The following is a 22497-nucleotide window of genomic DNA, read 5'->3' on the forward strand; positions in this document are numbered from 1 at the left end:
CCGTGACGTCCGCGCGAGCCCGCGATCGATGGGCCTCGGAGCCTATCCGTGCAAGGAAGCGAGCTCAAGGCCACCGATGTCCTTCCGTTCGGCGCGGCGCGCGCCGGAGATCGCGACGCGCGCGGCCTGCACCTCCTCGTCGCTGATCACCGCGCGGACCATCTCGGCGATCCGCCTCCAGACGGAGTCCCTGCGGTACGGGAGCCCGACCTCCCTGCACAGCGCCTCGACCTCCCGCGCGACCTCAGGGTATTGCCGGAGCGGCAGGTCCGGCCAGAGGTGATGCTCGATCTGATACCCCATGTAGCCGTGCAGGAAGTCGGCGGCGCTGCTCGGGCTCTCGTAGTTCACCGAGCCGACGATCTGCCGGACGTAATACTCCTCGCGGCTGCGCGCGGCGCCCTCGAAGATGGGGATATCCAGGCCGGTGTGGGTCGGCGCGATCACCGCGAAGCTGTGCAGGTTCGACAGGAGCTCCGCCACGACGCTGTTGACGAGCACGCCGAGCGCCGCCCAGCGGCCGAGCGGCAGGAACGCGAGCGGCAGGACGACGAAGTGCACGAGCGCATACGGCAGGTACGAGCGGAGCAGCATCTCGCGGTCGAGCAGCACGCCTGGCGACCAGGCCGCGCGCTCGCGCCCCTCCGCCGAGGCCTCGGCCGCGCGCTCGCGCCGCTTGCGGAGGGCGCTCCGGGTGGCCGGGCCATAGTAGAGCCACTTCCAGGTGCACGCGGTCACGAACAGCGCGAGCGCGCGGACGAGCTTCGGCTTGCGCTTCAGCCACGCCATGTTGACGGCGACGCGGTCCGGGTCCCGCTCGTCGCCGGTGTAGCAATGATGAGAGACGTTGTGCTGCGCCTGCCAGGCGTCGGCGTCCAGCCAGTCGAACCAGTCCCACAGGCTGCGCCGGCCCCGCGCGAACGTGCGGCTGTTCCAGGCCGGGTCGCCGCCGGCGACGCCATCATACGCCTTGTGGAGGACCGGATGCGCGACGACGACCCACCTGGCGAACCGGCCAAGGGCGATGAGGATCATCGACATCGGGTTGGGCCCGAGCGCGGACGTCGCGTACCCGAGGGCGGAGAAGACGCGGCCCAGCAGGGACAGGCGCTTGATATGGCGGAGATCCTCCGCGCCCGTCCGGGCCGAGGCGCCGGCGCGGATCGCCCTGATGCCCGCCATCAGCCGCCGGGCATCGTCGGCCGAGAGCGAGGTCGTGCGAGTGGCCGTGTCGGTCGCTGCGGGCGCGGCGCGGGGAAACACATCATCGGTCTTCATCGTGATCTCCGTCCTCTGCGTCTCGAGCGAAGCGAGGCGTGTCATGGCCATGGTGATGATTCGAGCGCTCATGACGCGCCCCCGGGGGCCTGGTGCCGCCGCAACCAGGCGGCGATCTGCTCGTACGGAGTCCGAGGCACGGCCGGGTCGAGGCCGAGATCGAGCCTGCGGGGAAGCGCGATATGGCCGCCGCCGTCCATCCAGACGACGCGGACGGGCGACGAGAGCCCCCCACGCGCTGCCAGGCCGGCGAGCGTCGCCGGGGGCACCATCGGATCCTGGCGCGAGTACAGGAGCAGCGCCGGGGTGGCCAGCGAGCCAAGGATCCTCCCGGCGCCCTGGGCCTCGTAATAGGCCGTGGGATCGCGGAAACCGAAGCGGCGGACCACCGTCAGGCGGTCCCACTCGCGCAGCGTCGCCGCCCGATCGACGGCCGACGGCGGGACGGGCATCCGCCGCCGCCGCGAGATCTCCCGGTACATCCGCTTCAGCCCCCCGAGGACATGGCGCCGGTACACGACGCTCTCGGGGCGATCCATGTGGCTCACGGCGCGATCGAGGTAGAGGGGCGAGCAGATCGAGGCCACGGCCGCGAGCCGCGGGTGCCCCGCCGCGGCGAGGTGGAGCGCCACGTGTCCGCCCATCGAGAAGCCGACGACGAAGATCCGCTCGTGGCGCGCGACGACCGGATCGCCGCTCAGCACGGCCGCGAGGTCCTCCCAGAGCCCCGCGTGGTGGAGATCCTCCGGGTCGCACGACGAGCCGCGCTGGCCGAGTCGCAGCACCGACAGCCCCTGCGCGCGCAGGGCAGCCGTCGCCGCGCGCAGGTAGGCCGAGCGCACGTCGCCGCCCATGCCGTGCAGCAGGACGACAAGGTCGCGGCTGCCCGGGGAAGGGAAGTACAGGCCGGTCAGCGTCGCCGCGCCGTACGGCCCGCCAGGGACGCGGAATCGCCAGGGGACCGCGGACGTGAGCTCCGGGGTGAGGCTGCTCGTGACGAAGCCCGCGATGGTCGCGGCGTGGCCGCGCGCGAGGCGCACGAGAGGCGCGCGCTCTCCCTGCTGCGCGGTCAGGGGCTCGGGACGCTGCATCAAGGATGCGCGATGAAGGGCGTTCTGCTCGATCATGGGTCCTCTACCTCGTCCTCTCCGCCGCGAGGCGCGCTGTCCGGCACGAGCTCCTGATCCGCGGGTGTTCGCCGAGGAGCCGGGCCGTGCGACAGCCGGCCACGGCCGGCACGGGGCGGCGTGGGTGCGGCGGCGAGAGGCGTCACTGCAGCAAGGATGCCAGTCTCCAGCTGGCCTCGTGGGCCGCCCTCCGCCCCGACGCGGGCGCGCCGCGCGCCCTCGGGGCTTCAGCGAGCCCAGGCTGAATCGGCGCGGACACCCGCTTGCTCGATCGAGCAACGCGCCGCGCCGCCGGCGGTGCATGCGGCCAGCCGGGGTAAAGGGGCCAGCCGCCAGCTGGAGGTCCGGGCCTCCATGTGAGGAGCGCCCCCGCGGCGCGGCGTGAGGGCTCCGGACGCCGAACCGCCGCGCCGGACGGGCGGAGTCGCGCCGGAGCGGGCGGAGTCGCGCCGGAGCCGGGCTGGCACCGGGGTTGCCATGCACGAACCGGCATCGACGAAGGCATCCCGGCCGCGCTGCTCGCCGGCCGCGCCAGCGTCCCTTGCAGACCGCAGGTCTGCGCGAAGGAGCATACCCATGAATCCCGTGGCAATGTCTACAGGGGCTGTCCAGACCGTGGCGGGCGTCGTGATCGGTTATCTCACCGTCTCCATGGCGGAGTCGTTTCTCCACCGGAACGCGCTGCACGCGAGCCTCGCGGCCCGCCGCGCGGCGAAGCGGCTCGGCCGCGCGGGCCGCCCCCTCTTGCGCGCGTACACGAGCCACACGGTCGTGCATCACGGCAAGACCTACCGTGAGAGTCACGTGCGGCAGTTCCGGAACCGCGAGGAGCAGGAGCGGCTGGATCGCTGGATCGTCGAGACCCAGGGAGACCGGCGGATGATCCGCGAGCAATACGGCGTCTCGCTGGCCGGCCTGGGGATCCTCGCGTTCGCCGCGCCCGTGCTGCCGTTCTTCGCGCTGTACGCGCTCTTCCTCCCGGCGGCGGTGGTCGTCGGCGCCTTGCTACCGCTCGTGATCTACCCGCTGTCGTCGCTCGTCCTCCACCCGTACCTGCACATGCCGCGGGCCGAGGCCATGGCCCGCGCGTCCCGGCCGATGCGGTGGCTGCTCGGCACGCGCTACGTGCGCTTCATCTCCCGGCACCACTACCTGCACCACCGGTACATGCACTGCAATTACAACCTGCTCTGGCTCGGCGACCTGCTCCTCGGGCGGCACCGCCGGCCGAGCGACGAGGATCTCGCCGAGATGCGCGGCCAGGGGATGATCTGCTGAACCAGCGGGTGTGGTAGAAAATTACACTACGGCGCATTGCCGGCAGGGAGGACCGTCGTGGCCGGCTCGGCGACGCGATGCGCCGGGCAAGAATGTGCCGCCGCGCCCCGGATGACGCGCTGCGATTTTCCTGCTCCGATGAATGCGCAGCCCGTTCATTGCATCGTAGTCGCCGAGCCGCCGATGGCGTGGGGGACGGGCGTGTCCTGGAGACGTTCAGGTTCGTGGGTTTCACTTGTCTTGCGGAGGTAAACCTATGAGGTGTGGGCGACGCAGCAGCGGACGCATGTTGGTAGCTTGTTGTTTGCTTGTTGGCTTCAGCTCGGGGTGCGAGAGCTCGGTTGTCCTTTCCGAGCCATCTCCGCACGACGCCCCGGTCGATCCTCCGCGGAACGAAGAGGCGGCCGACGTCGGCTCGCCGGACAGGCCCGTTGCCCGGCCGCGGACGGCCGAGCGCGTCGTCGATGTGCCGAACGGCGGCGGCGCGGATGTGCCGAAGCCGAACGGCGGCGGCGGCGCGGATGTGCCGAAACCGAACGGCGGCGGCGTGGACGTGCCGAACGGCGGCGGCGCGGGCGATCGATGCACGGGCCCGTTCCCGGGCGAGGAGCCGAGCGACGGCAGCGGCTACTACCTGAAGCCCGGCCTCCTCTATCCCGCGGAGTCCTCGGGCGTGTACATGAGTCAGCTGTCGCTGGGCGACATCGACGGGGACAGGCGCTTCGACTTCGTGAGCACGGATCGCGAAGCGCTGTACTTGCAGACCCATCCGCGGGTACAGGACCTGAACGGCGAGGTCATCTACACCCCTTCCACGCGGGCCAACTCGGTCGAGGACACGTTGCTGCTCGACGCGGACCACGACGGCGCGCTCGATGTGGTCGTCGCGCAGCACGAAGGGCTCGCCTTCCTCCGCAACCAGGGCGGTGGCGCCTTCGAGCCCCCAAGGACGATCGCCGGGCCAACCGCGCTCTCCCCGAGCGCCGTGGACCATGACGGGGATGGCGTCCTCGACATCGTCGGGCTCGGCTATCATAGCAAGATCCTCGTCTACCGGGGCGACGGCGGCGGCGGCTTCGAGCTGGCCCACGAGCTGCCGGCCGGCGTGTTCATGTCCGGCATCGTCACCGGCGACGTGACCGGGGACGGGCACCCCGACGCGGTGATCGCGATGGACGGCGTGGGCGCGGGCGTCGCCGTCTTTCCGCACGACGTAGAGAGCGGGTTCGACACGACGGGGCAGCAGGTCTTCTTCGAGACCACGCCGCCGAGCTCAGGCGTCTCGTTCGTCTCGGTCGCGGTGGGCGACGTGAACAACGACGGACGCCAGGACGTCGCCGCCGTCACGCACGAGTACACGGACGGGCCGATGCGGGTCTGGATCCTGCTGCAAGACGAGCTCGGCCACCTGACTGCGCCGCAGCCGCTGCTCACCATCGAGGATCACCAGTATTCCGTCTCAGGAGGCCTGCAGATCGCCGATCTGAACCTCGATGGGCGGAGCGATCTCGTCGCGGTCAGCCGAAGCACCGCCGAGATGTGGTCGTTCCTCCAGACCCAGGAGGGCACGTTCGAAGCCGAGGCGGCTCCATTCCCCGGCACCTTCCAGGACATCGACGGTTTCGGCGTCGGTATCACCGATTTTGACTGCAACGGGTGCCCTGACGTCGTGGGCGTCCAGCTCGGCGGTCTGGTCGTCTTCCGCGGTCGCGGCTGCGCGACGGCGCCTTGAGCGCTCCCGCGGGCGGCGCCTCCTGCCCCTCGTCCGCGCCCGTCGCGTCACGCCGCTGCATCTTCATCTTCCAGCTGCGCACGCTGCTCTGCCAAGAAGCTGGCATTGCAGCGCGCGGGGCCAGATGCCGAGCGTGTGAGCCGGCGCTGGACTTCAGGTCACAGCGGCATCGGCAGCTCCTCGCCCTCGCGCGCGAGGTAGGACACGACCATCACCTTGCCGGTGTTCGGATCGCTCACGGGCATCGCGAAGAACCCGCCGTTCCAGGGCCTCTTCTGCGGATCCATGAACGCCTCCTGCATGAACTGCTGCATCTGCGCCATGTCGTCGTGCTCCGTCTCGAAGCGGCACATCGAGCTGCGGCACTCCACTGTCCGCAGCGACGAGCGCTCGGGGAGGGCCGAGCTCAGCTTCTCGCGCGCCGCCTCGCTCGCGCTTGCGGTCCACTGCGTGTCGGTCGTCTGCTGCGCGAATACGTCCTGGATCCGCTCGCTCACCTCGGCCATATCGACCGGGCGCGGCCCGGCCGGCGCGGGGCTCTCGCCCTGCTCGTCGTCGGGCTGCCCCGACGCATCGGCCTCCTCCCCGGACGCAGGCCGCAGCGCGGCGTTCGGCCGGGCGGCGGCCTCCAGACGGCGCTCCAGCCGCCGCACCGACTCGGCGCTTGCGGTACCGCCGCGCGCCTCCTCCAGGTCGCGCGAGAGCTCGCCCATCTCGGCGCGCATGCGCGCGAGCTCGGCCTCCTGGGCCTCTTGGCGCCGCCACTCGAGGACGAACATCGTCACGGCGCCGATCACCGCGAGCGCGGTGAGAACCTGCCCTATCCGCTTCATGCCCATGACTCCCTCCATTGCGCGGCCAATCGGCCCGAGCAACGCCGCGGGAGCCCCCCCGCTCCCGCGGCACACGCCGTCGATCTCAGTAGCGGACCTGGTTCACCTGCCCGCCGGGGCCGACCCAGCAGGCGACGTAGGCCGCGCCGTCGGGTTGGAAGAACGCGCCGGGGATCACGATGTCCTGCCGCGAGCCGAACGCGGGCAGGTTCTTGTATTGGTTTCCCCAGTAGGCCCCCGTCGCCCTGTCCACCCCGATCGACGCGCACTGCACCAGTCCGGTCGTGTTGGCCGCGTACGCGGTGACGGTCGCGTTCAAGTAGTTGTTGAACGGCCCTGGATCCATGGTCACCGGGAGGACAATGAGCTTCGCGGCGCTGCAGTTGTTGATCAGGCTGCCGGTGCTCTCACTGAAGCACCCCGCGTCGGCGGCGTTCGTGGGGCGCCCGAGGAAACCGACGGCGCTGCGGGCCGCGGCGGGCAGCGTGATGGCGCCGAGGGCGAGGGCGGAGGCGACAACGACGGTGCTTTTCACGAAACGGTTCATGGCGAATCTCCTTTGGTGGTCGCTGAGTCCGTCGCAATCTCGCGACGGCCGGCTCGTCGGACTCTTCAGCACGCCAGCACGCGCCGGGCCAAGGGCACAGTCCGGGAATGCTCCGGGCGCCGCTCGGAGGCCGGTGCCGGTCAAAATCGACTCGCAAATTCGCGTAATTGTTATGAAAACGGACAATCTTTGCCGCTGCCCGGAGGCCATGGCCTCGAGGCCGAGGCCTCGCTGTATAGAGGCTGGCCCCTTCAGAGCGGCGCGCGGGACCGCTGGCACGCTTAGGAGCGGGGGCCGAAAGGATCGCTGCTCAGGTTCGCGATCCCCTTGTTCGAAACCTTGGTTGTTGCGCTGTTGCGCTGCGCGTGGCGCTGCAGGGCTGCCGCTATCGGCGGAATCGCTCCGCGTCGATGGCGTACCGCTTCAGCCAGCGCTGCACTTGCATCCGTGCCTTGCCCATCGCCTTCGCGACCGCGGTGATATTGCCTCCGTGTTCGCCGAGGAGCGCGACGAGCTCGTCCCGCCGCGCGGCATCCTCGGCCGGCAGCGCTTCGAGCGCGCGCTGCACGGCCGCGGGGAGGTGCTCGAGCTCCAACTGCTTTTCCTCTCCTGCGAGCACGACCGCCGTCCCGAGGCACTTCTCCAGCTCCCGCACATTTCCCGGCCAATCATGGCGGAGCATCGCCCTCGCCGCGCGCGGGTGGATCCGGATGCGCGCCGCCTGCTCCGGCGGGAGGCGCGCGAGGATCGCGCCGGCGAGCAGGCCGAGATCCTCGCGGCGCGCGCGCAGCGGGGGAAGCTCGACCTTTTGGCCGGCCAGGCGGTTCCAGAGATCGGCGCGAAATGAGCCCGCAGCGACCATCCGTTCGAGGGATCGGTGGGTCGCGGCGATCACCCGGAGATCGACCGCGATCGAGCGCGTGCCGCCGATCGGACGGACCTCGCGCTCCTGCAGGGTTCGCAGCAAGGCAGCCTGTGCCGGCGCCGGCAGGTCGCCGATTTCGTCGAGGAACAGCGTGCCCCGATCGGCGCTGCGGACGAGGCCGAGGCGATCCTCCGTGGCCCCCGAAAAAGACCCCTTCTTGTGGCCGAAGAGCTCGGCCTCCACGAGGTCCTTCGGGAGCGCTCCGCAATTGACGGCGACGAAATCGCCGGGGCGCCCGGAGAGCGCGTGGAGGGCGCGCGCCATGACCTCCTTGCCGGTGCCGGTCTCGCCTTCGAGGATCACCGAGACGGTCGAGCGCGCGATGGGGACGAGCTTATCGAACACGCGGTGGAGCTGGGGGAGCACGGTCCCGAAGCCCGGGACCACCGGGCGCAAGGCGGCCAGGTCGAGCACGGGCGGCTCGTTGGGGTCGCAAGGAAGGGCTTCCCGGTAGAGGAAAAAAGTTTGTCCGAGCTCGATCAGGTCGCCGTCCTCGAGCTCGTCCCGTGTCGTCCGGATGCCGTTGACGAACGTACCGTTCTTGGATCCCTGGTTGTCGGAGCCGACGTCGTCGACGACCCAGCGCTGGAGCAGCTTGCCGAGGCGCGCGTGGGGCGCCGACATGCGGCGATCATCGGTACGAATCGTGAGGCGGGCCCCCGGGCCGGTCGTCGCCTCGAGCTGTCGGGTGGCTCCGCGGCCGATGTCGAGCCCATCGAGCTTCGCAAGCGAGACGCGCACGGGCGGGGCGAGGGGGCGGTGCGCCTCGAGGACGAGGAACAGGTGGGGGCGGTGGTGGGCGTCGCCGATCTCCTTGGGCTCCTCGGTGGAGGAGAGCGTGCTGTCCTGGCCGTCGATCATCGCGGCTGCTCGCGTGAAGCATCGCACGCCGCGTCCTCGAGGGGCAACAGCCCTGAAACCTCGGTCCTTCAGCACGCCGGCCATGGCGCGCTGGGCTGGCGCGGTGCCCTCTCGTCTTCCCGTCTTCCCATCTTCCCAAGGCACCGCTAGCAATGCCCCGACGGTGCAACAGGGGTGCAACACCGCAACGCTCGTCCCGCGGATCGAGAGCGCAGCGAGAGACGCCGAGCAGGCGGGCACACGTCTTGTATAGGGCTCCGGGGATGAAACTTCGAACCCTCGTCGCCTCGCTCGTCCTCGTGCCCGCCGCCCTTGCCACGGGGTGCGGTGCAGAAGATACGCAGCCCGAAGACATGCTCGAAGAGGTCACGGGCTCGGCGCAGCAGGCTCTACACGGGCCGAAGTTCGAGATGCCGCAGAATGGGCTCGACCCGCTCGCGGTCGATTCGAACTTTGACCTCTTGTGGAATGTCTGGCAGCAGCCGCTCAATCGTTCGGGGTTCGCCCACACCCTCTCGACGACGGTGAGCTTGCCGGACAATACGCCCGTGGACATCCCCAGCCTGTTCGGACGCGAAGGGCCCGCGGGCGCCAGGTACCTCATGGCGGAGATCGTCTCGTGCGCGCTTGACCCGAATCAGAAATTGGTGGCCACGATCGGTGGCGTCAAACTCATCTGGAATGGCGAGTTCGGCCTCTGTGGAGCGGAGTCCCCGTTTGGCAATTGGGGGGAGACGAGCGCTACCGACGCGTGTCGCGGCGTCGTCTCTGCCTGTCTGCTTGCGCGGATGAACGCACTCGGCAGGCATGTTCCCATCTCGATGCGCTTCCCCGGGCACCTGCCTGCGCCCAAGGTCCGGGCCCAGACCACGCTCCGTGATGGGACGACGATCGGAGGCTTCGCTCCCTGCGATCCGAATGACGCGGAACCCACGGGTAACTGCGGTTGGAAAGCGGATTTTGTCGGAATCTGCCAGCGGAACCAGTCCGTGACCTTGCAGCGCAACGGAGCGTTCAGGGTGCGCGTGTGCAAAGGCATCCACGGGTGTGGATACGACCCGCAGATCGCGAGCTCCTTCGGCCGTGCGCCATATGCAGGCTTCGTGCACGAGTTCGATGTGAATGCCATGAATGACCCCATCACGTTCACATGCCCCGATGACGTGGCCGCTGCACCACTCGGCGAACCTACACATGCTTACTTCAGCGTCATGGTGGCGCCGGCCGTCCGCGAGGGGAACATTCCAAAGAATCCCACCGTGCAGCCCATTTGCGGCGCTGTCTATCCCGCTGCTGAGCGAGAGGTGTTCACCTATCCCGAAGGCGCATTCTATGGCAACGTCTTCCCAACGAAGGATGACGGAGTCGATCGATTCGCGTGTTATAGTGAGCTCTGGGAACAAGGCGTATCGTACCTCGCCGATCGGCTCTGCGCAGATCCGGATGCGAACAGCTGCCTTTCCGTCGCACCCCCGGCCTGTCAAGACGTCTGCGGGCACAGGAGCCGTCCAGGAGAAGCCTACTCCAACTGCGAGAACCTCGGTTCGCAGGATCCGGAGGATGCATGGCCCTGGCCCGGGTTCACCGTTTTCCTCAACGATCCCCGCGATCTCTCCAGCGGCTCGACGGCCCTGGAATCCGACCCGACGCTCGACGGGACGTCGGACGACGTGGCGCCGGACAGCGACCTGTCCCACGAGGATCGCACGTTGGGCGATTCCCGGCCGCGTACGACCAGAGCGACTGCCGCGAACAACGCGGCGTGCAGCGCTTGCAGCCACCCCGTCTGCACCACGGGCACCCCGCTCACCAATGAATGCGGTCCGATCGTGACGAGCATCTGTGCAGTGGACCCCTTCTGCTGCAACACCGCCTGGGACGACCTCTGCGTCAACGAGGTCCAGAGTGTGGCGAACGACCTGCAATGTGTCGCCGGCGCGTGTGCTCACAAGCTCTGTACCGAAGGCGCTCCTCTCACCTCGGGCTGCGACGTCCCGCCCCTCGCCGCCCCGGGCTGCGTGACGAGCATCTGTGCAGTAGACTCCTTCTGCTGCGACGTTGTCTGGGACAACCTCTGCGTCGACGAAGTCCAGACCGTGTGCGGCAAGACCTGCAACTGAGCCGCTCCCCCAGAACCCCGCTCACCGCGCCGCGCGCCGCCCCTCTTGAACGAGCATGCGCGCCTCCGCCACCGCGGGGACCGTCTCATCCGCCACCGACCACGCCTCTAGCACTCTATTGGCAAGCGCCCGGGCCCGATCGCTCTCCCCGCGCTTCGCGGCCCGACGCGCGGCGCGCACCAGCGAGAGGCTCGCCCCGTTCAGCTCACCGGAACGATCCGCCATGGCCGCCTCCAGCCTCGCGACGAGCTCGCTCGCCCCCACCTGCTCGAACGTCTCGACCATCGGCTCGGCGAGGACCTCGACGAACGGACCCGGCGTCCGGAGCAGGGGCCGGAAAGCGCGCGCCGCGCCCGCGAAGTCTCCCTTTGCATAGCGCTCGGCCCCGTCCGTGAAGGCGTCCGCGTCCGGGAGGGCGCTATACGACAGGCGCTGCCGGAGCTCCCGGAACCGGGTGAAGCAGCGCCGGGAGACGGCAGGTGAGGCGTGCGCGCAGACGGCGGGGAGCCGGAGCGGGACGTCCAGGTGCGCGCCGTCGAGCGGCGGCGGCTCGGGATCGAGGAAGCGCTCCACGACGAGATCGGCGAGCTCCTGCGCGCGGCCGAGGACGAGCGCGATCTGCAGGGCGCGCCAGGCGATCTCGAACCGCTGTACCCGCTGCCAGCCAGCGTCGTCCGCGGAGACGACCATGGCCCGCTTTGCCCGCGCGATGGCCGCGCCAAATCGTGCCTCGCTCGCTTCGATGCGCACGAGGAGAAGATCGCTCGCCACGCGATGGACGGGGGCACCACCGGTCGCCAGCGCGAGCGCGATGCCCCGCGCTTCCTCGCGCGCGCCGGAGGTGAGGAGCGTGTCAGCGAGCATGCCTGCGACGGACGTGTCCAGCGGCGAGAGCACGTACGCGCGCCGGGCATACGTGAGGGCGTTGTGCGTGTCTCCCAGGCGCTTGGCCTGATACAGCCACCCGTAGCTGTTCCAGGGCACCCATGCCTGCATCGCTCGCAGCGACGCCTCGGCGCTCGTGGTGCCGTACGTCACGGCCAGGAGCTGGAGCCAGGGCGCGCAGCCCTCGCCGATCGGATTCCTCGGCTCCGCGGTGACCGCTAGCAGCGACATCTCCGCGGCCCGCCTCGGGTCGCCCGACTGGAGGAGGCACGAGAGGGTCGTCGCGAGCGTCGAGCGCCCGCGGGACGTCACCTCGCGCGCGAAGAGCCGATCCAGCTCGGCGATCGAGGCCGGATCGTCCACGCGTCGAGCCACGTGCTCGACACGGGCGCGCGCGGCGAGCTCGCCCGGTGATGCAACGTCGCCGCGGGGGGACAGACGCACCTCTGGCAGCGGGAGGCCGAGCGTGTAGGCGCAATGGCGGGCCTCGGCGGGCCCCAGCTCCGCGAGGTCGGCGCTCCTCGCCGCGACGCGGGAGCATTCGTCCGGAAGCCCCCCCGCGTTGTTGCTCATGGCCGCAGTAAGATCGAAGAGCGCGAGGGCGCTGCCAACGTCTCGTGCGCGCGAAAAATCCGCCATCGTGGCGTCGAGCGCGGTCGCGACGGGGAGCGAGCCCCGCTCGGCCAGGGGGTTCATCGCGTCCCGCGCAGCCTCGTAGAGGGAACGCCCGGTGCCTGCGGCGTGATCGATGTCCGCCCCGTCGGGCCGGCGGAGGGTGACCGTGATTCGGAAGCCGGAGCTCTCCCGGACAACCTGACCATCGGCATAGGCCGCCGCCCGGCGACGGGCAGCTTCGATCCCCTTCGCGCGGGCATCGGGCGTGGCGTAGGGATCCTCGGGGAACCGATCCACAGGCTGCGCCGGGAGCGCGAGGAGCTCAGCAGGGGCGAGCGTCCGTGTGGCGGAGCCGCCGAGGAGGACGCTTGCTCGGTCGCAGAAGAGGGAGGCCGCCGCGGCGCCCATCCAGCCAGAGGGCTCGTCGATGCCCGACGCGTCGAAGGGCGGGCACGCCAGCACCGATGACGTCGATTGCAAGGGGGGAGCGGGCAGGAGCAGGGGCGCAGACGGCGCATCGCGGTCGACGACCCATGCACCCAAGACCGCCAGGATCAAGCCGCCGGTGATGGCCCGGACGCCCCACACGCGCGGGCGCCCGGGAGCGAGCGGCGTGGGCGTCGGGGGGGCCCGTTCGATGGGAATCGCACTTCGTCCCTCTCTCGTGGGCCCGCGAAACCCAGGCTCCGACGCCGAATCCCTGTTCGTCGACCCCTGCTCGGATGCCGGCTCCGTCTTTCCCAACGCGCTCTCGTCCGGGCCTGGTCGTGTCCCGCCATCCTCGAGCCCGTCGTCCTCTGTGGCAGCGGCCATCGCCACCGCCGTCAATGGCCCGCGGCCAAGGGCCGGCTCGGGCAGGGCGAGCGCCGTGATGTCGGCGAGCCCGAGCGCGTCACCGAGCGCGCACACCGCCGCGGTTGCCGTGGCGAAACGCTGGTCCGGGTCGACGGCGGTCACCTTCGCAAACCAGACGTCGAAGCCGGCGGGCAGAAGGATGCCCTTCCTCGACGCGCGCGCTATCGCCGGCTCCACCGGGCCGTAGGCCGCGCTGAGCGCGAAGGCGACGAGGTTGTCTTCTTCGGTCCTCTCGTCGGCCCAGTACGCCTCGCCGACGAGGAAAGTATAGGCGATCATCCCGAGCGCATAGACGTCCGTCGCCCCCGAGACGCGATGGCCGCGAAACTGCTCGGGCGCCATGTACAGCGGCGTCCCCACGGTCTGGGTCGCGCCTCCGCGGGCGGTGCCCTCGGCGACGATCTTCGCCACGCCGAAGTCGAGGACCTTGATGCGCCGCTCGCCACCCTCGCGCAGGCTCAGGAAAAGGTTGGCCGGCTTGAGGTCGCGATGGACGATCCCCGCCGCATGCGTCCTGTCCAGCGCGAGCGCCGTCTGATGAAGGCACGCGAGCGTCTCCTCGAACGAGAATCGCCCCACGCGCCGGAGACATCGCCCGAGCTCCTCACCGCGGAGCAGCTCCATGACGAGAAATGGCACCCCGGTCGCTTCGTCGACCCCAGCGTCGACGACCTCGACGATGAACGGGCTCTCGATGCCCGCGGTGACCCGCGCCTCGAGCTCGAACCGCTGCCGGAGCTCGGGGCGCTCGATGATATGGGAGAGCATCACCTTGAGCGCCAACCGGCGGTCCGTCCCCAGGTGACGAGCCTCATACACCGCGCCCATGGCGCCTGCAGCGAGGCGGCGGATCAGCCGGTAACGCCCGGCAAAGATCGCCCCTTCTACCATCTCGACGAACATCACCTGAAAACCTCGATGGGAATATACCTTGACGCTCCTAGTACTACAGCCGCGGTTAGGGAGCCCGGGCGCGGGCGCGCGGCCGGTTGCGGCGGCGCCTGTAGCAACAGGCGCGAGCCTGGGCGCGCTTTCGGCGTCGCCACCTCGACCATGCCCAGCGGAACTCGGGCAGTAGCTGCGGGTCTCCTGCTCGGGCGCGTACACGTAGTGCTCGTGCACGAAGTGGCCGGCCACCGGGTGCAGGCTGTGGCCGATCAAGGTCGACAGCAGCAAGTAGGTGAAGCCGGGCGCGCCGAGCAGGCGCCACGAGAGCCACGCGGCGGGCAGCTGGATGGCCAGGTTGATCCACTCGTCGCGGTTCGGCAGCTTGGCGAAGCGCACGGCGCGCGGCCAGATCGTGCGCCGCCTCGTGGATGGCCATCGCGCACCAGTGCGAGAGCACCGCGCCGAACGTCGCCGCCGCGAGCGTGACCACCCACCAGCGCGCGGCGAACGCGCCGATCAACCAGGTGACGGCGAACTGCGCGAGCGCTCCAGGCGCGGATCCTTGCGCGGCTTCTGCGGCGACGTGGGCCCGCCACACATCCTCGCACGGCCGCCGCTGGCCGCGTGAGGCCGGCGTGGGCGTGGCCGATCGCGCGCAGATGAGACGTGCGCGACAGTGAAGCGCTGAAGCGGATCTACGCGGCCTTGGCCGGCTTCGGGTTCAGCTCGAGGAAGCGGCGCTGGTAGGCGTACGAGCGAAAGCGGATCTTCAGCGGCGGCTTGTTGTTGCTCTCGATCTCGACCTTCGCGCCGTCGTCGTGCTCGGCGCAGTGCGGGATGCGCAGCGTATAGGTCGTGCCGCCGCCGGTGCGCACCGCGATGCTCCCGAGCGCGAGCCCGGCCGCGGCGACGGCCGCGTTGGTCCCGGTCTCGCCGTCGTGCGCCTTCGCCTCGACGCCGCGGGTCGCCGGCCTCGCGCACACGCAGCAGCCTGCCGGCCAGCTGATCGTCTCGCTCGTCACCGGCGCCGGAAAGCCCGGCGTCGGGTGGACGTAGTCGTCGGCGAGCACGGTGAGGACACGCTTGTCGACGAGGTACGCGGCCTGGCACGTGTCGCAGAACGCCGGGTCGTCGGTATGGTTGAGCTCGATCTCCTCGAGCGTCGCCCGGCAGCGCGGGCACGTCGCGGTGCCGGCCAGGTCCTTGGCGACCAGGAGCGACCCGAGCGCGAACACCGCGAACCCGAGGCCGCCGGCGAGACAGAGCACCCACAGCAGGCCGGAGCGGCCGATCATCGCGCGGAAACAGAGGAACGAGAGACCGACGAGCACCGCCGTGATGACGGCGTACTTGAGGGTAGAGCCCGTGTTGCGGGTCACGGTGGACGTCATGAGCGCGACCTTAGACCCGGTCGACCCTCGAGCGCGCGCCGAACGCTGTCAGCGGGCCTCTCACCCCCCGCGGCGGCTACACCCTGCCGTCGCGGAGCCACTCGCCGAACCGCTCGCCGATCATCAGCGCCGTCAGGTTCGTGTTCACGCTCGGGATGGTCGGCATGATGCTCGCGTCCGCGACGACCAGGCCCTCGACGCCGCGGACCCGCCCGCGCCCGTCGACCGCCGCCGAGACGTCCCCCTCGGGCCCCATCGGGGCCGTCCCGCACGGGTGGTAGCCCGAGCCGCAGCTCCGGGTGATCCACCGCTCCAGCGCCTCCCGCCGCATCAGCGTGCGCTCCGTGGGCCAGACGAACCAGCCGAGCTCGCGCATCGGCGCGGTGCGGGCGATCTCGTACGCGAGCGTGAGCGCGTCGACAGCGCGCGACAGGTCGTCCCGGTCGACGAGCATGTTCGAGACGATGCGGGGCCGCGCGTGCGGGTCGGCGCTCACGTGCTCGATGCGGCCGACGCCGCGCGGCTTGCCGATGCAGCACGCGAGCGCGAACGCCGGCACCGTGAGGCGCGGGTGCAGCGGGAAGAACGAGCCCGGCTGGAGCATCACGTCGTTCGGGTACTGGCTGCCGCGCGACGTGTAGCGGAGCATCGTCTGGACGAGCGGCTGGCGCAGGACGTCGATCAGGCCGCGGCGGCGCGGCCACAGGCCGATGACGGCGCCCGGATGATCGAGCAGCCGCGCCCCCACGGCGGGCACGTCGGACACGAGCGCGACCCCGAGGCGCGCGAGCTCTGCCCGCGGCCCGATCCCGCTGCGCAGGAGGATCCCCGGCGTCGCGATCGCGCCGGCGCTCAGCACCACCTTCCGCGTCGCGACGACCTCGACGCGCCCGTCCGTCTCGATCTCGACCCCCTCGACCCGGCGGTTCCGCACGAGCACCCGCCGCACCGTCGTGCGCGGCCGGAGCCGCAGGTTCTCGCGCCGGCGCACCTCGGCGGTCAGGTAGCAGCGCGCCGCGCTCATGCGCTGTCCGTCGATCTTGTTCATCGCGTGCGGCCCGACGCCGCCGGGCGCGCGCGGATCGTTGGTGTCCGCGCACTCGGGGTGGCCGAGCGCCCTGCACCCGTCGACGAACGCCGCCTGCCACGGCACGAGCTCCTCGCGCCGGGCGCGGCGGATGGGCACCGGGCCGCCCTTGCCGTGCCAGGGCTCGCCGAAGTCGAGATCGTCCTCGAGGCGCTTGAAATAGGGCAGGCAGGCGTCGAAGCCCCACTCGGGCAGGCCGAGCGCCGCCCACTCGTCGTAGTCGTAAGGCTGGCCGCGGACCGCGATGCACGTGTTCACGGCCGACGAGCCGCCGACCACCTTGCCGCGCGGGAAGAGGAACATGATCTGCCCGGGCGTCGGCCGGTGGCGATAGCCCCAGTCGTGCGCGAGCCACGAGTTGCGGGTGCCGTCCCGCAGATCCGCGGGCAGGCCTTCCGGGTCCGGGTAGTCCGGGCCGGCCTCGAGCAGCAGGACCTCGCGATCCGCGCGCTCGGTGACACGCGCGGCGATCACGGCGCCCGCCGAGCCGGCCCCGACGATGACGAGCTCAGCGGCGCCGGCCGGGCGGGGCGAAGAGGACAGTGACGATCGAAACACCTTGGAAACTCGACCTACACGGGATCGCGCCGCCGGGCAACGAACCCTCGAAACTGTCCTCGCTGTATGAACGTGGTGCGGTGCCAGAGCGCCGCGCGGCGCGCGCCGGGCGGCGTACGGCGCGCACGCCCATCCGAGGGTCCGATGGATCCGCCCGGGAGGCCACATTGGAAACACCGAGGTTCATACAGGGTGTCTACTCGTTCGAGGGGCAGGGCCTGGAGCAGCCGGTGCCCCTTCGTCCGGCGGTCGGGTACACCGTCCCGCGGGACAAGCGCGCTCAGCTCATCTACCTGCGCGCGGGCAACTCCACGTCCGAGCTCATCTACCTGCTCCTCAAGCGCGACGGCCACCCGATGCGCTATTTCCCGATCGGCGCCAAGGCGGCGATCCACGTGCCCCTCGTGATCGTGGAGGACATTCACCCGGAGAGCGTGATCGAGCTGTGCGTGGGCGCGCCCGAAGGCGCGCGCGGGCTCGCGACGATCGACATCGGCCTGGCGGAGATCTGAGCCATGCAGAAGAAGCGAAAGCTCGTGTTGATCGGCAACGGGATGGCCGGCGTCCGCACCGTCGAGGAGATCCTCGCGCGGGGCGGCGCCGACCAGTTCGAGATCACCATCTTCGGCGACGAGCCGTATGGCAATTACAACCGCATCCTGCTCTCGGAGGTGCTCAACGGCTCCCAGGATCCGAGCGAGATCTTCCTGAACCCCCTGGCCTGGTACCGGGAGAACGGCATCCAGCTCCACGCGGGCGTGCGCGCGCGGGCCATCCACCGGCACTCGCGCCAGGTGACCGGCGATCACGGGGTCGTGGCACCGTATGACAACCTGATCATCGCGACGGGCAGCTCTCCGTACATCCCGCCGATCCAGGGAGTTCGTCTGGAGGGCGGCAGGGAGAAGCCCGGTGTGTTCGTGTTCCGCAGCCTGGACGATTGCCACAAGATCGCCCAGTACGCGCGGGGCAAGCGGAGCGCCGCGGTCATCGGCGGCGGGCTCCTCGGGCTCGAGGCCGCGCGCGGGCTGCAGAACTTCGGTCTCGACGTCCACGTTGTCCACATCAGCGGTCACCTGATGGGGCAGCAGCTCGACGCCACGGCGGGCGGCATCCTGAGGACGACGCTCGAGCAGCTCGGCGTGACGGTGCACCTCAACAAGAGCACGAAGGAGGTGCTCGGAGACGACCGCGTGACGGGGCTCCGCTTCGCCGACGACGAGGTGCTCGCCTGCGATCTCGTGGTGATCTCCGCGGGCATCCGGCCAAACGTGGAGATCGCGCTGCGCGCCGGCCTGACCGTCGAGCGCGGGATCGTGGTGGACAACCACCTGCGCTCGCCCGACGACCCGAGGATCTACGCCGTCGGCGAGTGCGCGCAGCACCGGGGGCAGGTCTACGGGCTCGTGGCGCCGCTCTGGGAGCAAGGCAAGGTGCTGGCCGACCACATCACGAAGCGCAACGACAAGGCCTCGTACGCCGGCTCGAAGGTCGCCACGAAGCTGAAGGTCATGGGCATCCAGCTCGCCTCGATGGGCATCACCGAGCCCGCCGACGACCGCGACGAGATCGTGCAGTTCCTCGAGCCGAAGAAGGGCACGTACAAGAAGCTCATCATCCGCGACGGCAGGCTGCTCGGCGGCATCCTCCTTGGCGACGTCAGCAAGGCAGCGTACCTGATGCAGGCGTTCGACAAGAGCACACCGCTCCCGGAAGAGCGGCTGTCGCTGCTGTTCGACATCGGGGCGCCCTCGCCGCAGGCCACGATCGAGGAGATGCCGCCAGGGATGCAGGTCTGCAACTGCAACGGCGTCAGCAAGGAGGGCCTCGTCGCGTGCGTGCGCTCCGGCAAGCGGACGCTCCGGACCATCATGGACGCGACGCGCGCGGGCATGGGCTGCGGCGCCTGCAAGCAGCTCGTCTCGGAGGTCGTGGCGTGGGCGTGCGGGGGCGCGGCGGAGCAGGACCCCTCGGCCAGCTACTACGTGCCTGGCGTCCCGCTGAGCAAGCCCGAGCTCGTCCAGGCGATCCGCGAGCGCGGGCTCCGGTCGGTGTCCGCCGTCTTCCGCGAGCTCGCCGGCGGGAACGAGGACCCGGGGAGCAAGCCGGGGCTCGCGTCGCTGCTCCGCACGGTATGGCACCATGACTACGAGGACGAGCGCGACGCCCGCTTCATCAACGACCGCGTGCACGCCAACATCCAGAAGGATGGCACCTTCAGCGTGATCCCACAGATCGCCGGCGGCATCACGTCGGCCGCGCAGCTCCGGAAGATCGCGGACGTCGTCGACAAATACCGTGTGCCGCTCGTGAAGCTCACCGGCGGCCAGCGCATCGACCTGCTCGGCGTGAAGAAGGAGGACCTGCCGGCCGTGTGGCGCGACCTCGACATGCCTTCTGGGTTCGCTTACGGCAAATCGTACCGCACGTGCAAGAGCTGTGTGGGGAGCGACTTCTGCCGGTATGGGCTCGGCGACAGCATCGCGCTCGCGCTGAAGATCGAGGAGCGCTTCCAGGGCATGGACACGCCGGCCAAGCTGAAGCTCGCGACCGCCGGCTGTCCGCGCAATTGCTCGGAGGCGATGGTGAAGGACGTCGGGGCCGTCGCGGTGGAGGGCGGCAAGTGGGAGATCTACGTGGGCGGCGCGGCCGGCGCCCACGTGCGCAAGGGCGACGTGCTCTGCGTTGTCGACACGCACGAGGACGTGCTCAAGCTCATGGGCCGATTCATCCAGTATTATCGCGAGAACGCCAGGTACCTGGAGCGAACGTACGGCTTCGTCGAGCGCGTCGGTATCCAGAAGATCCGCGCGGTGGTCGTGGACGACAGCGAGGGCATCGCTGCGCGCCTCGACGAGGAGATGCGGAAGACGGTCGAGGCGTACCGCGATCCGTGGCGAGAGGCGAACTCCCCGAAGACGGCGAACCAGTTCCGATCGGTCCTGCCGATCGTGCAATGAGGGGGCGAGAGATGGAGATCACCCTGGGCCCCCTCTCGGCGATCCCGCCGGGCGAGGGGCGCGCGTTCGAGGTCGGATCGGAGCGCATCGCGGTGTTCGTGACGCGGGAAGGCCGCATGTTCGCCACGCAGGCGAGCTGCCCTCACCGCGGCGGCCCGCTCGTCGACGGGCTGCTCGGCGGCTGCACGCTCATCTGCCCGCTGCACGCCCAGAAGTTCAACCTGGAGACCGGAGAGGCCCTGAGCGGCGGGGAGGGGCTCAAGACCTATCCCGTCCGCCTGAGCGCGACGAACCAGATCCTTGTGCGGATCGAGGGCGGCGGGGGCTGAGCGCCGCCCGCCACGCGCCCGGGGGGGAGGCCCGGCGCGTGCTGCCGCGCCGGCGCTCTGCGGAGCCCCTGGATCGCGCGTCTTTGGGTACGCTGCCGGAGCGCGTCGCCCGACGTCGCCTGGAGGGTTCCCGTTCGCCATGGCCGACCCCACGACAGCCGCACCGCTCGCCCCTGGCGCCGTCCTCGGGGGCGATTTCCGCGTCGTCCGCCCCCTGAGCCAGGGGGGCATGGGCGCCGTGTTCGTCGCCGAGCAGCTCTCGACGGGCAAGCCGCGCGCGGTGAAGCTGATGCACGCGCAGCTCGCGCAGGACCCGCGGTTCCGCGAGCGCTTCGAGCAGGAGGCGAGGGTAGGGGCGCGGATCGAGAGCGATCACGTCGTCGAGGTCGTGGCCGCGGGGGTCGATCCCGCGACCCAGACGCCCTGGCTGGCCATGGAGCTGCTCGACGGGGCCGACCTTTCGGCCGTGATGGCGCAGCGCGGCGCGCTGCCGCCCGACGAGGTGCGCGAGCTGATGGGGCAGCTGTGCCACGCGCTCGGCGCGGCGCACCGCGCGGGCGTCGTCCACCGCGATCTCAAGCCCGAGAACATCTTCATCGCGCGGCCGCGGCAGCAGAACGTCCGCTTCAAGGTGAAGGTGCTCGACTTCGGCGTCGCGAAGATCGTGGCCGAGGCGCGGGCGACGACGTCGATCACCGCGTCGGTCGGGACGCCGCTCTGGATGGCGCCCGAGCAGACCGAGCTCGCCGCGCAGGTCGTCCCGGCGTCGGACGTGTGGGCGCTCGGGCTGCTCGCGTTCTACCTGCTCACCGCGCGCCTCTACTGGGTCGAGCCGAGCCGCGGGCAGAGCGCCTCGGTCATGTCGCTCATGCGCGAGGTGCTCTTCGGCCCGCTGGATCCGCCGTCCGCCCGCGCCGCGCAGCTCGGGTGCGCGCACCTGATCCCCCCCGGCTTCGACGCCTGGTTCGCCCGGTGCCTGGCCCGCGACGTCCGCGCTCGCTTCGCCGACGCGGCGCAGGCCATGGCGGCGCTCGACCCCGTGCTCGCCGCGGCCGCCCACAGATCCGCGCCGCTGCCGGCCGTGCCCTCCATGCCCTCCATGCCCACGCCGCCGGTGGTTTCCGGCCCTTCCGGGCCGATCACCGCGCCGACCCAGCCGGGGGTCTACCGCACCGACGTCGGCGGCATGAGCGGCGGTACGCTCGTCCCGGTGCCGGCGTTGCCCCCGCGCAGGGCCCCCTGGGGCCTTCTCCTCGCGATCGCGGGCGGCGGGCTGGTCGCCGTCGCCGCGCTCATGGCCTTCGGCTTCATGGCCTTGCAGCGGCTCCTCGCGGCCGACCGCGGCGCCGACCGCGGCGCCGACGGCGCGCCGACGGCGCCGCTGTACGGCAGCGGCGATGCGGCCACGGCCACGGGCGGCACGCCGACGCCGCCGGCCAGGCCATCGAGCGTCGCGGCGAGCAGCGACGTCGATCTGGCCGGCACCTACGACATCGTATCGTCGCGCAACCCGGGCGGGCAGGGCAGCTACTCGGGCAACGTCCTCCTCTCCCGGAGCGGCGACACGTACCGCATCGCCTGGATCATCACGAAGGGCGCGGGCTACGAGGGGATCGCGTTCGTGCAGGGGCAGACGCTCGCCGTGGGATGGGCGAGCGGCGGGCCCTACGGCGCGGCCGCGTACCGCATCGACGGCGGCCGCCTCCACGGGCAGTGGATCGCCACGGACCGGCCCGGCCAGGTGATCTCCGAGGAGCTGGAGGGCCCTGAAGGGCTGGTCGGCAGCTACCGGATCGTCGACGGCGCTCGCAAGGGCACGGTCGTCATCGTGCCCACGGGCGAGACGTACGCCGTCACGTGGGCGCTGAGCACCGGCGCGCTCAAGGGGGTGGGCATCCGCTCGGGCGATCAGCTCGTCGTGGGCTGGTCGCCGAGCCAGCAGGTCGGCGTGGTCAGCTATGCGATCGCGGGCCGGCAGCTCGCGGGGCGATGGGGGACCCTGGGCGGCACGCTGGCGGGGAGCGAGGCGCTCGTGCGCCGCTGATGAGCGGACATTCCCCGATCCAGCGCGCGGGGCAGAGGTCCTGCCACGATGTCATCGACAGGGCGGGCCCGGTGTGGGGCGAGGCGCGCTGGGGGTTCGCGGAGGACGGATGAGAGCCGGCGCGCCGCCCGCTCAAAGCGCTGGCGACGCGCGCCGACCATGGCAGCATGTGCAGCGCATCCCC

Annotated in this window: 15 protein-coding genes; 7 read left to right on the top strand and 8 right to left on the bottom strand. The window is 70.7% G+C overall.

Going from position 1 to position 22497, the window contains the following annotated elements; genetic code table 11:
• Window positions 1-42 precede the first annotated feature (42 nt).
• Together WMF11_RS19495 and WMF11_RS19500 are read right to left on the bottom strand one after the other, a co-directional pair.
• The gene (locus WMF11_RS19495; RefSeq protein ID WP_437978525.1) at window positions 43-1278 is read right to left on the bottom strand and encodes a fatty acid desaturase family protein; all 1236 of its coding nucleotides are present in this window, start codon (window positions 1276-1278) and stop codon (window positions 43-45) included.
• 68 nt (window positions 1279-1346) lie between these two features.
• On the bottom strand, window positions 1347-2405 hold the full coding sequence (locus tag WMF11_RS19500) for an alpha/beta fold hydrolase (RefSeq protein ID WP_437909878.1): 1059 nt from the start codon (window positions 2403-2405) through the stop codon (window positions 1347-1349).
• A 576-nt stretch (window positions 2406-2981) separates the two neighbouring features.
• Between WMF11_RS19500 and WMF11_RS19505 the strand changes: the two genes are divergently transcribed.
• Window positions 2982-3683, top strand: coding sequence for a hypothetical protein (locus tag WMF11_RS19505; RefSeq protein WP_437978526.1), 702 nt, complete (start codon window positions 2982-2984; stop codon window positions 3681-3683).
• A gap of 304 nt (window positions 3684-3987) precedes the next feature.
• The gene (locus WMF11_RS19510) at window positions 3988-5415 is read left to right on the top strand and encodes an FG-GAP repeat domain-containing protein (RefSeq protein ID WP_437978527.1); all 1428 of its coding nucleotides are present in this window, start codon (window positions 3988-3990) and stop codon (window positions 5413-5415) included.
• 158 nt (window positions 5416-5573) lie between these two features.
• Here the strand turns inward: WMF11_RS19510 and WMF11_RS19515 are convergent, their stop codons facing one another.
• From WMF11_RS19515 to WMF11_RS19525, 3 genes are all read right to left on the bottom strand, one after another.
• The gene (locus WMF11_RS19515) at window positions 5574-6254 is read right to left on the bottom strand and encodes a hypothetical protein (RefSeq protein WP_437978528.1); all 681 of its coding nucleotides are present in this window, start codon (window positions 6252-6254) and stop codon (window positions 5574-5576) included.
• A gap of 79 nt (window positions 6255-6333) precedes the next feature.
• A complete protein-coding gene (locus WMF11_RS19520; protein ID WP_437978529.1) occupies window positions 6334-6795 on the bottom strand; it encodes a hypothetical protein in 462 nt (153 codons plus the stop codon).
• 385 nt (window positions 6796-7180) lie between these two features.
• The gene (locus tag WMF11_RS19525) at window positions 7181-8581 is read right to left on the bottom strand and encodes a sigma 54-interacting transcriptional regulator (protein WP_437978530.1); all 1401 of its coding nucleotides are present in this window, start codon (window positions 8579-8581) and stop codon (window positions 7181-7183) included.
• Window positions 8582-8844: 263 nt separating this feature from the next.
• Between WMF11_RS19525 and WMF11_RS19530 the strand changes: the two genes are divergently transcribed.
• Entirely contained in the window at window positions 8845-10701 is a 1857-nt protein-coding gene (locus WMF11_RS19530) for a hypothetical protein (RefSeq protein WP_437978531.1), read from the top strand.
• Window positions 10702-10722: 21 nt separating this feature from the next.
• Here the strand turns inward: WMF11_RS19530 and WMF11_RS19535 are convergent, their stop codons facing one another.
• The 3 genes from WMF11_RS19535 to WMF11_RS19545 form a co-directional block, all read right to left on the bottom strand.
• Window positions 10723-14340: a protein kinase domain-containing protein gene (locus tag WMF11_RS19535; RefSeq protein WP_437978532.1), complete on the bottom strand. Its 3618-nt coding sequence runs from the start codon at window positions 14338-14340 to the stop codon at window positions 10723-10725.
• A 299-nt stretch (window positions 14341-14639) separates the two neighbouring features.
• On the bottom strand, window positions 14640-15335 hold the full coding sequence (locus WMF11_RS19540) for a zinc finger domain-containing protein (RefSeq protein ID WP_437978533.1): 696 nt from the start codon (window positions 15333-15335) through the stop codon (window positions 14640-14642).
• A gap of 76 nt (window positions 15336-15411) precedes the next feature.
• Window positions 15412-16980: a GMC family oxidoreductase gene (locus WMF11_RS19545; RefSeq protein ID WP_437978534.1), complete on the bottom strand. Its 1569-nt coding sequence runs from the start codon at window positions 16978-16980 to the stop codon at window positions 15412-15414.
• Window positions 16981-17147: 167 nt separating this feature from the next.
• Here WMF11_RS19545 and WMF11_RS19550 point away from each other — a divergent pair, with 167 nt between their 5' ends.
• The 4 genes from WMF11_RS19550 to WMF11_RS19565 all read left to right on the top strand — a co-directional run bounded on the left by WMF11_RS19550 (window position 17148) and on the right by WMF11_RS19565 (window position 22313).
• The gene (locus WMF11_RS19550) at window positions 17148-17492 is read left to right on the top strand and encodes a hypothetical protein (protein WP_012236117.1); all 345 of its coding nucleotides are present in this window, start codon (window positions 17148-17150) and stop codon (window positions 17490-17492) included.
• Between the two features lie 3 nt (window positions 17493-17495).
• Entirely contained in the window at window positions 17496-19940 is a 2445-nt protein-coding gene (nirB, locus tag WMF11_RS19555) for a nitrite reductase large subunit NirB (protein ID WP_437978535.1), read from the top strand.
• An 11-nt stretch (window positions 19941-19951) separates the two neighbouring features.
• Window positions 19952-20269 carry a Rieske (2Fe-2S) protein gene (locus tag WMF11_RS19560; RefSeq protein WP_437978536.1) on the top strand — a complete coding sequence of 106 codons (318 nt, stop codon included), beginning with the start codon at window positions 19952-19954 and terminating at the stop codon, window positions 20267-20269.
• Window positions 20270-20408: 139 nt separating this feature from the next.
• The gene (locus WMF11_RS19565) at window positions 20409-22313 is read left to right on the top strand and encodes a protein kinase domain-containing protein (RefSeq protein ID WP_437978537.1); all 1905 of its coding nucleotides are present in this window, start codon (window positions 20409-20411) and stop codon (window positions 22311-22313) included.
• The last annotated feature ends 184 nt before the right edge of the window (window positions 22314-22497 follow it).

The organism is Sorangium sp. So ce295 (assembly GCF_051527405.1).
In the GTDB taxonomy this organism is placed as follows: Bacteria; Myxococcota_A; Polyangia; order Polyangiales; family Polyangiaceae; genus Sorangium; species Sorangium cellulosum_B.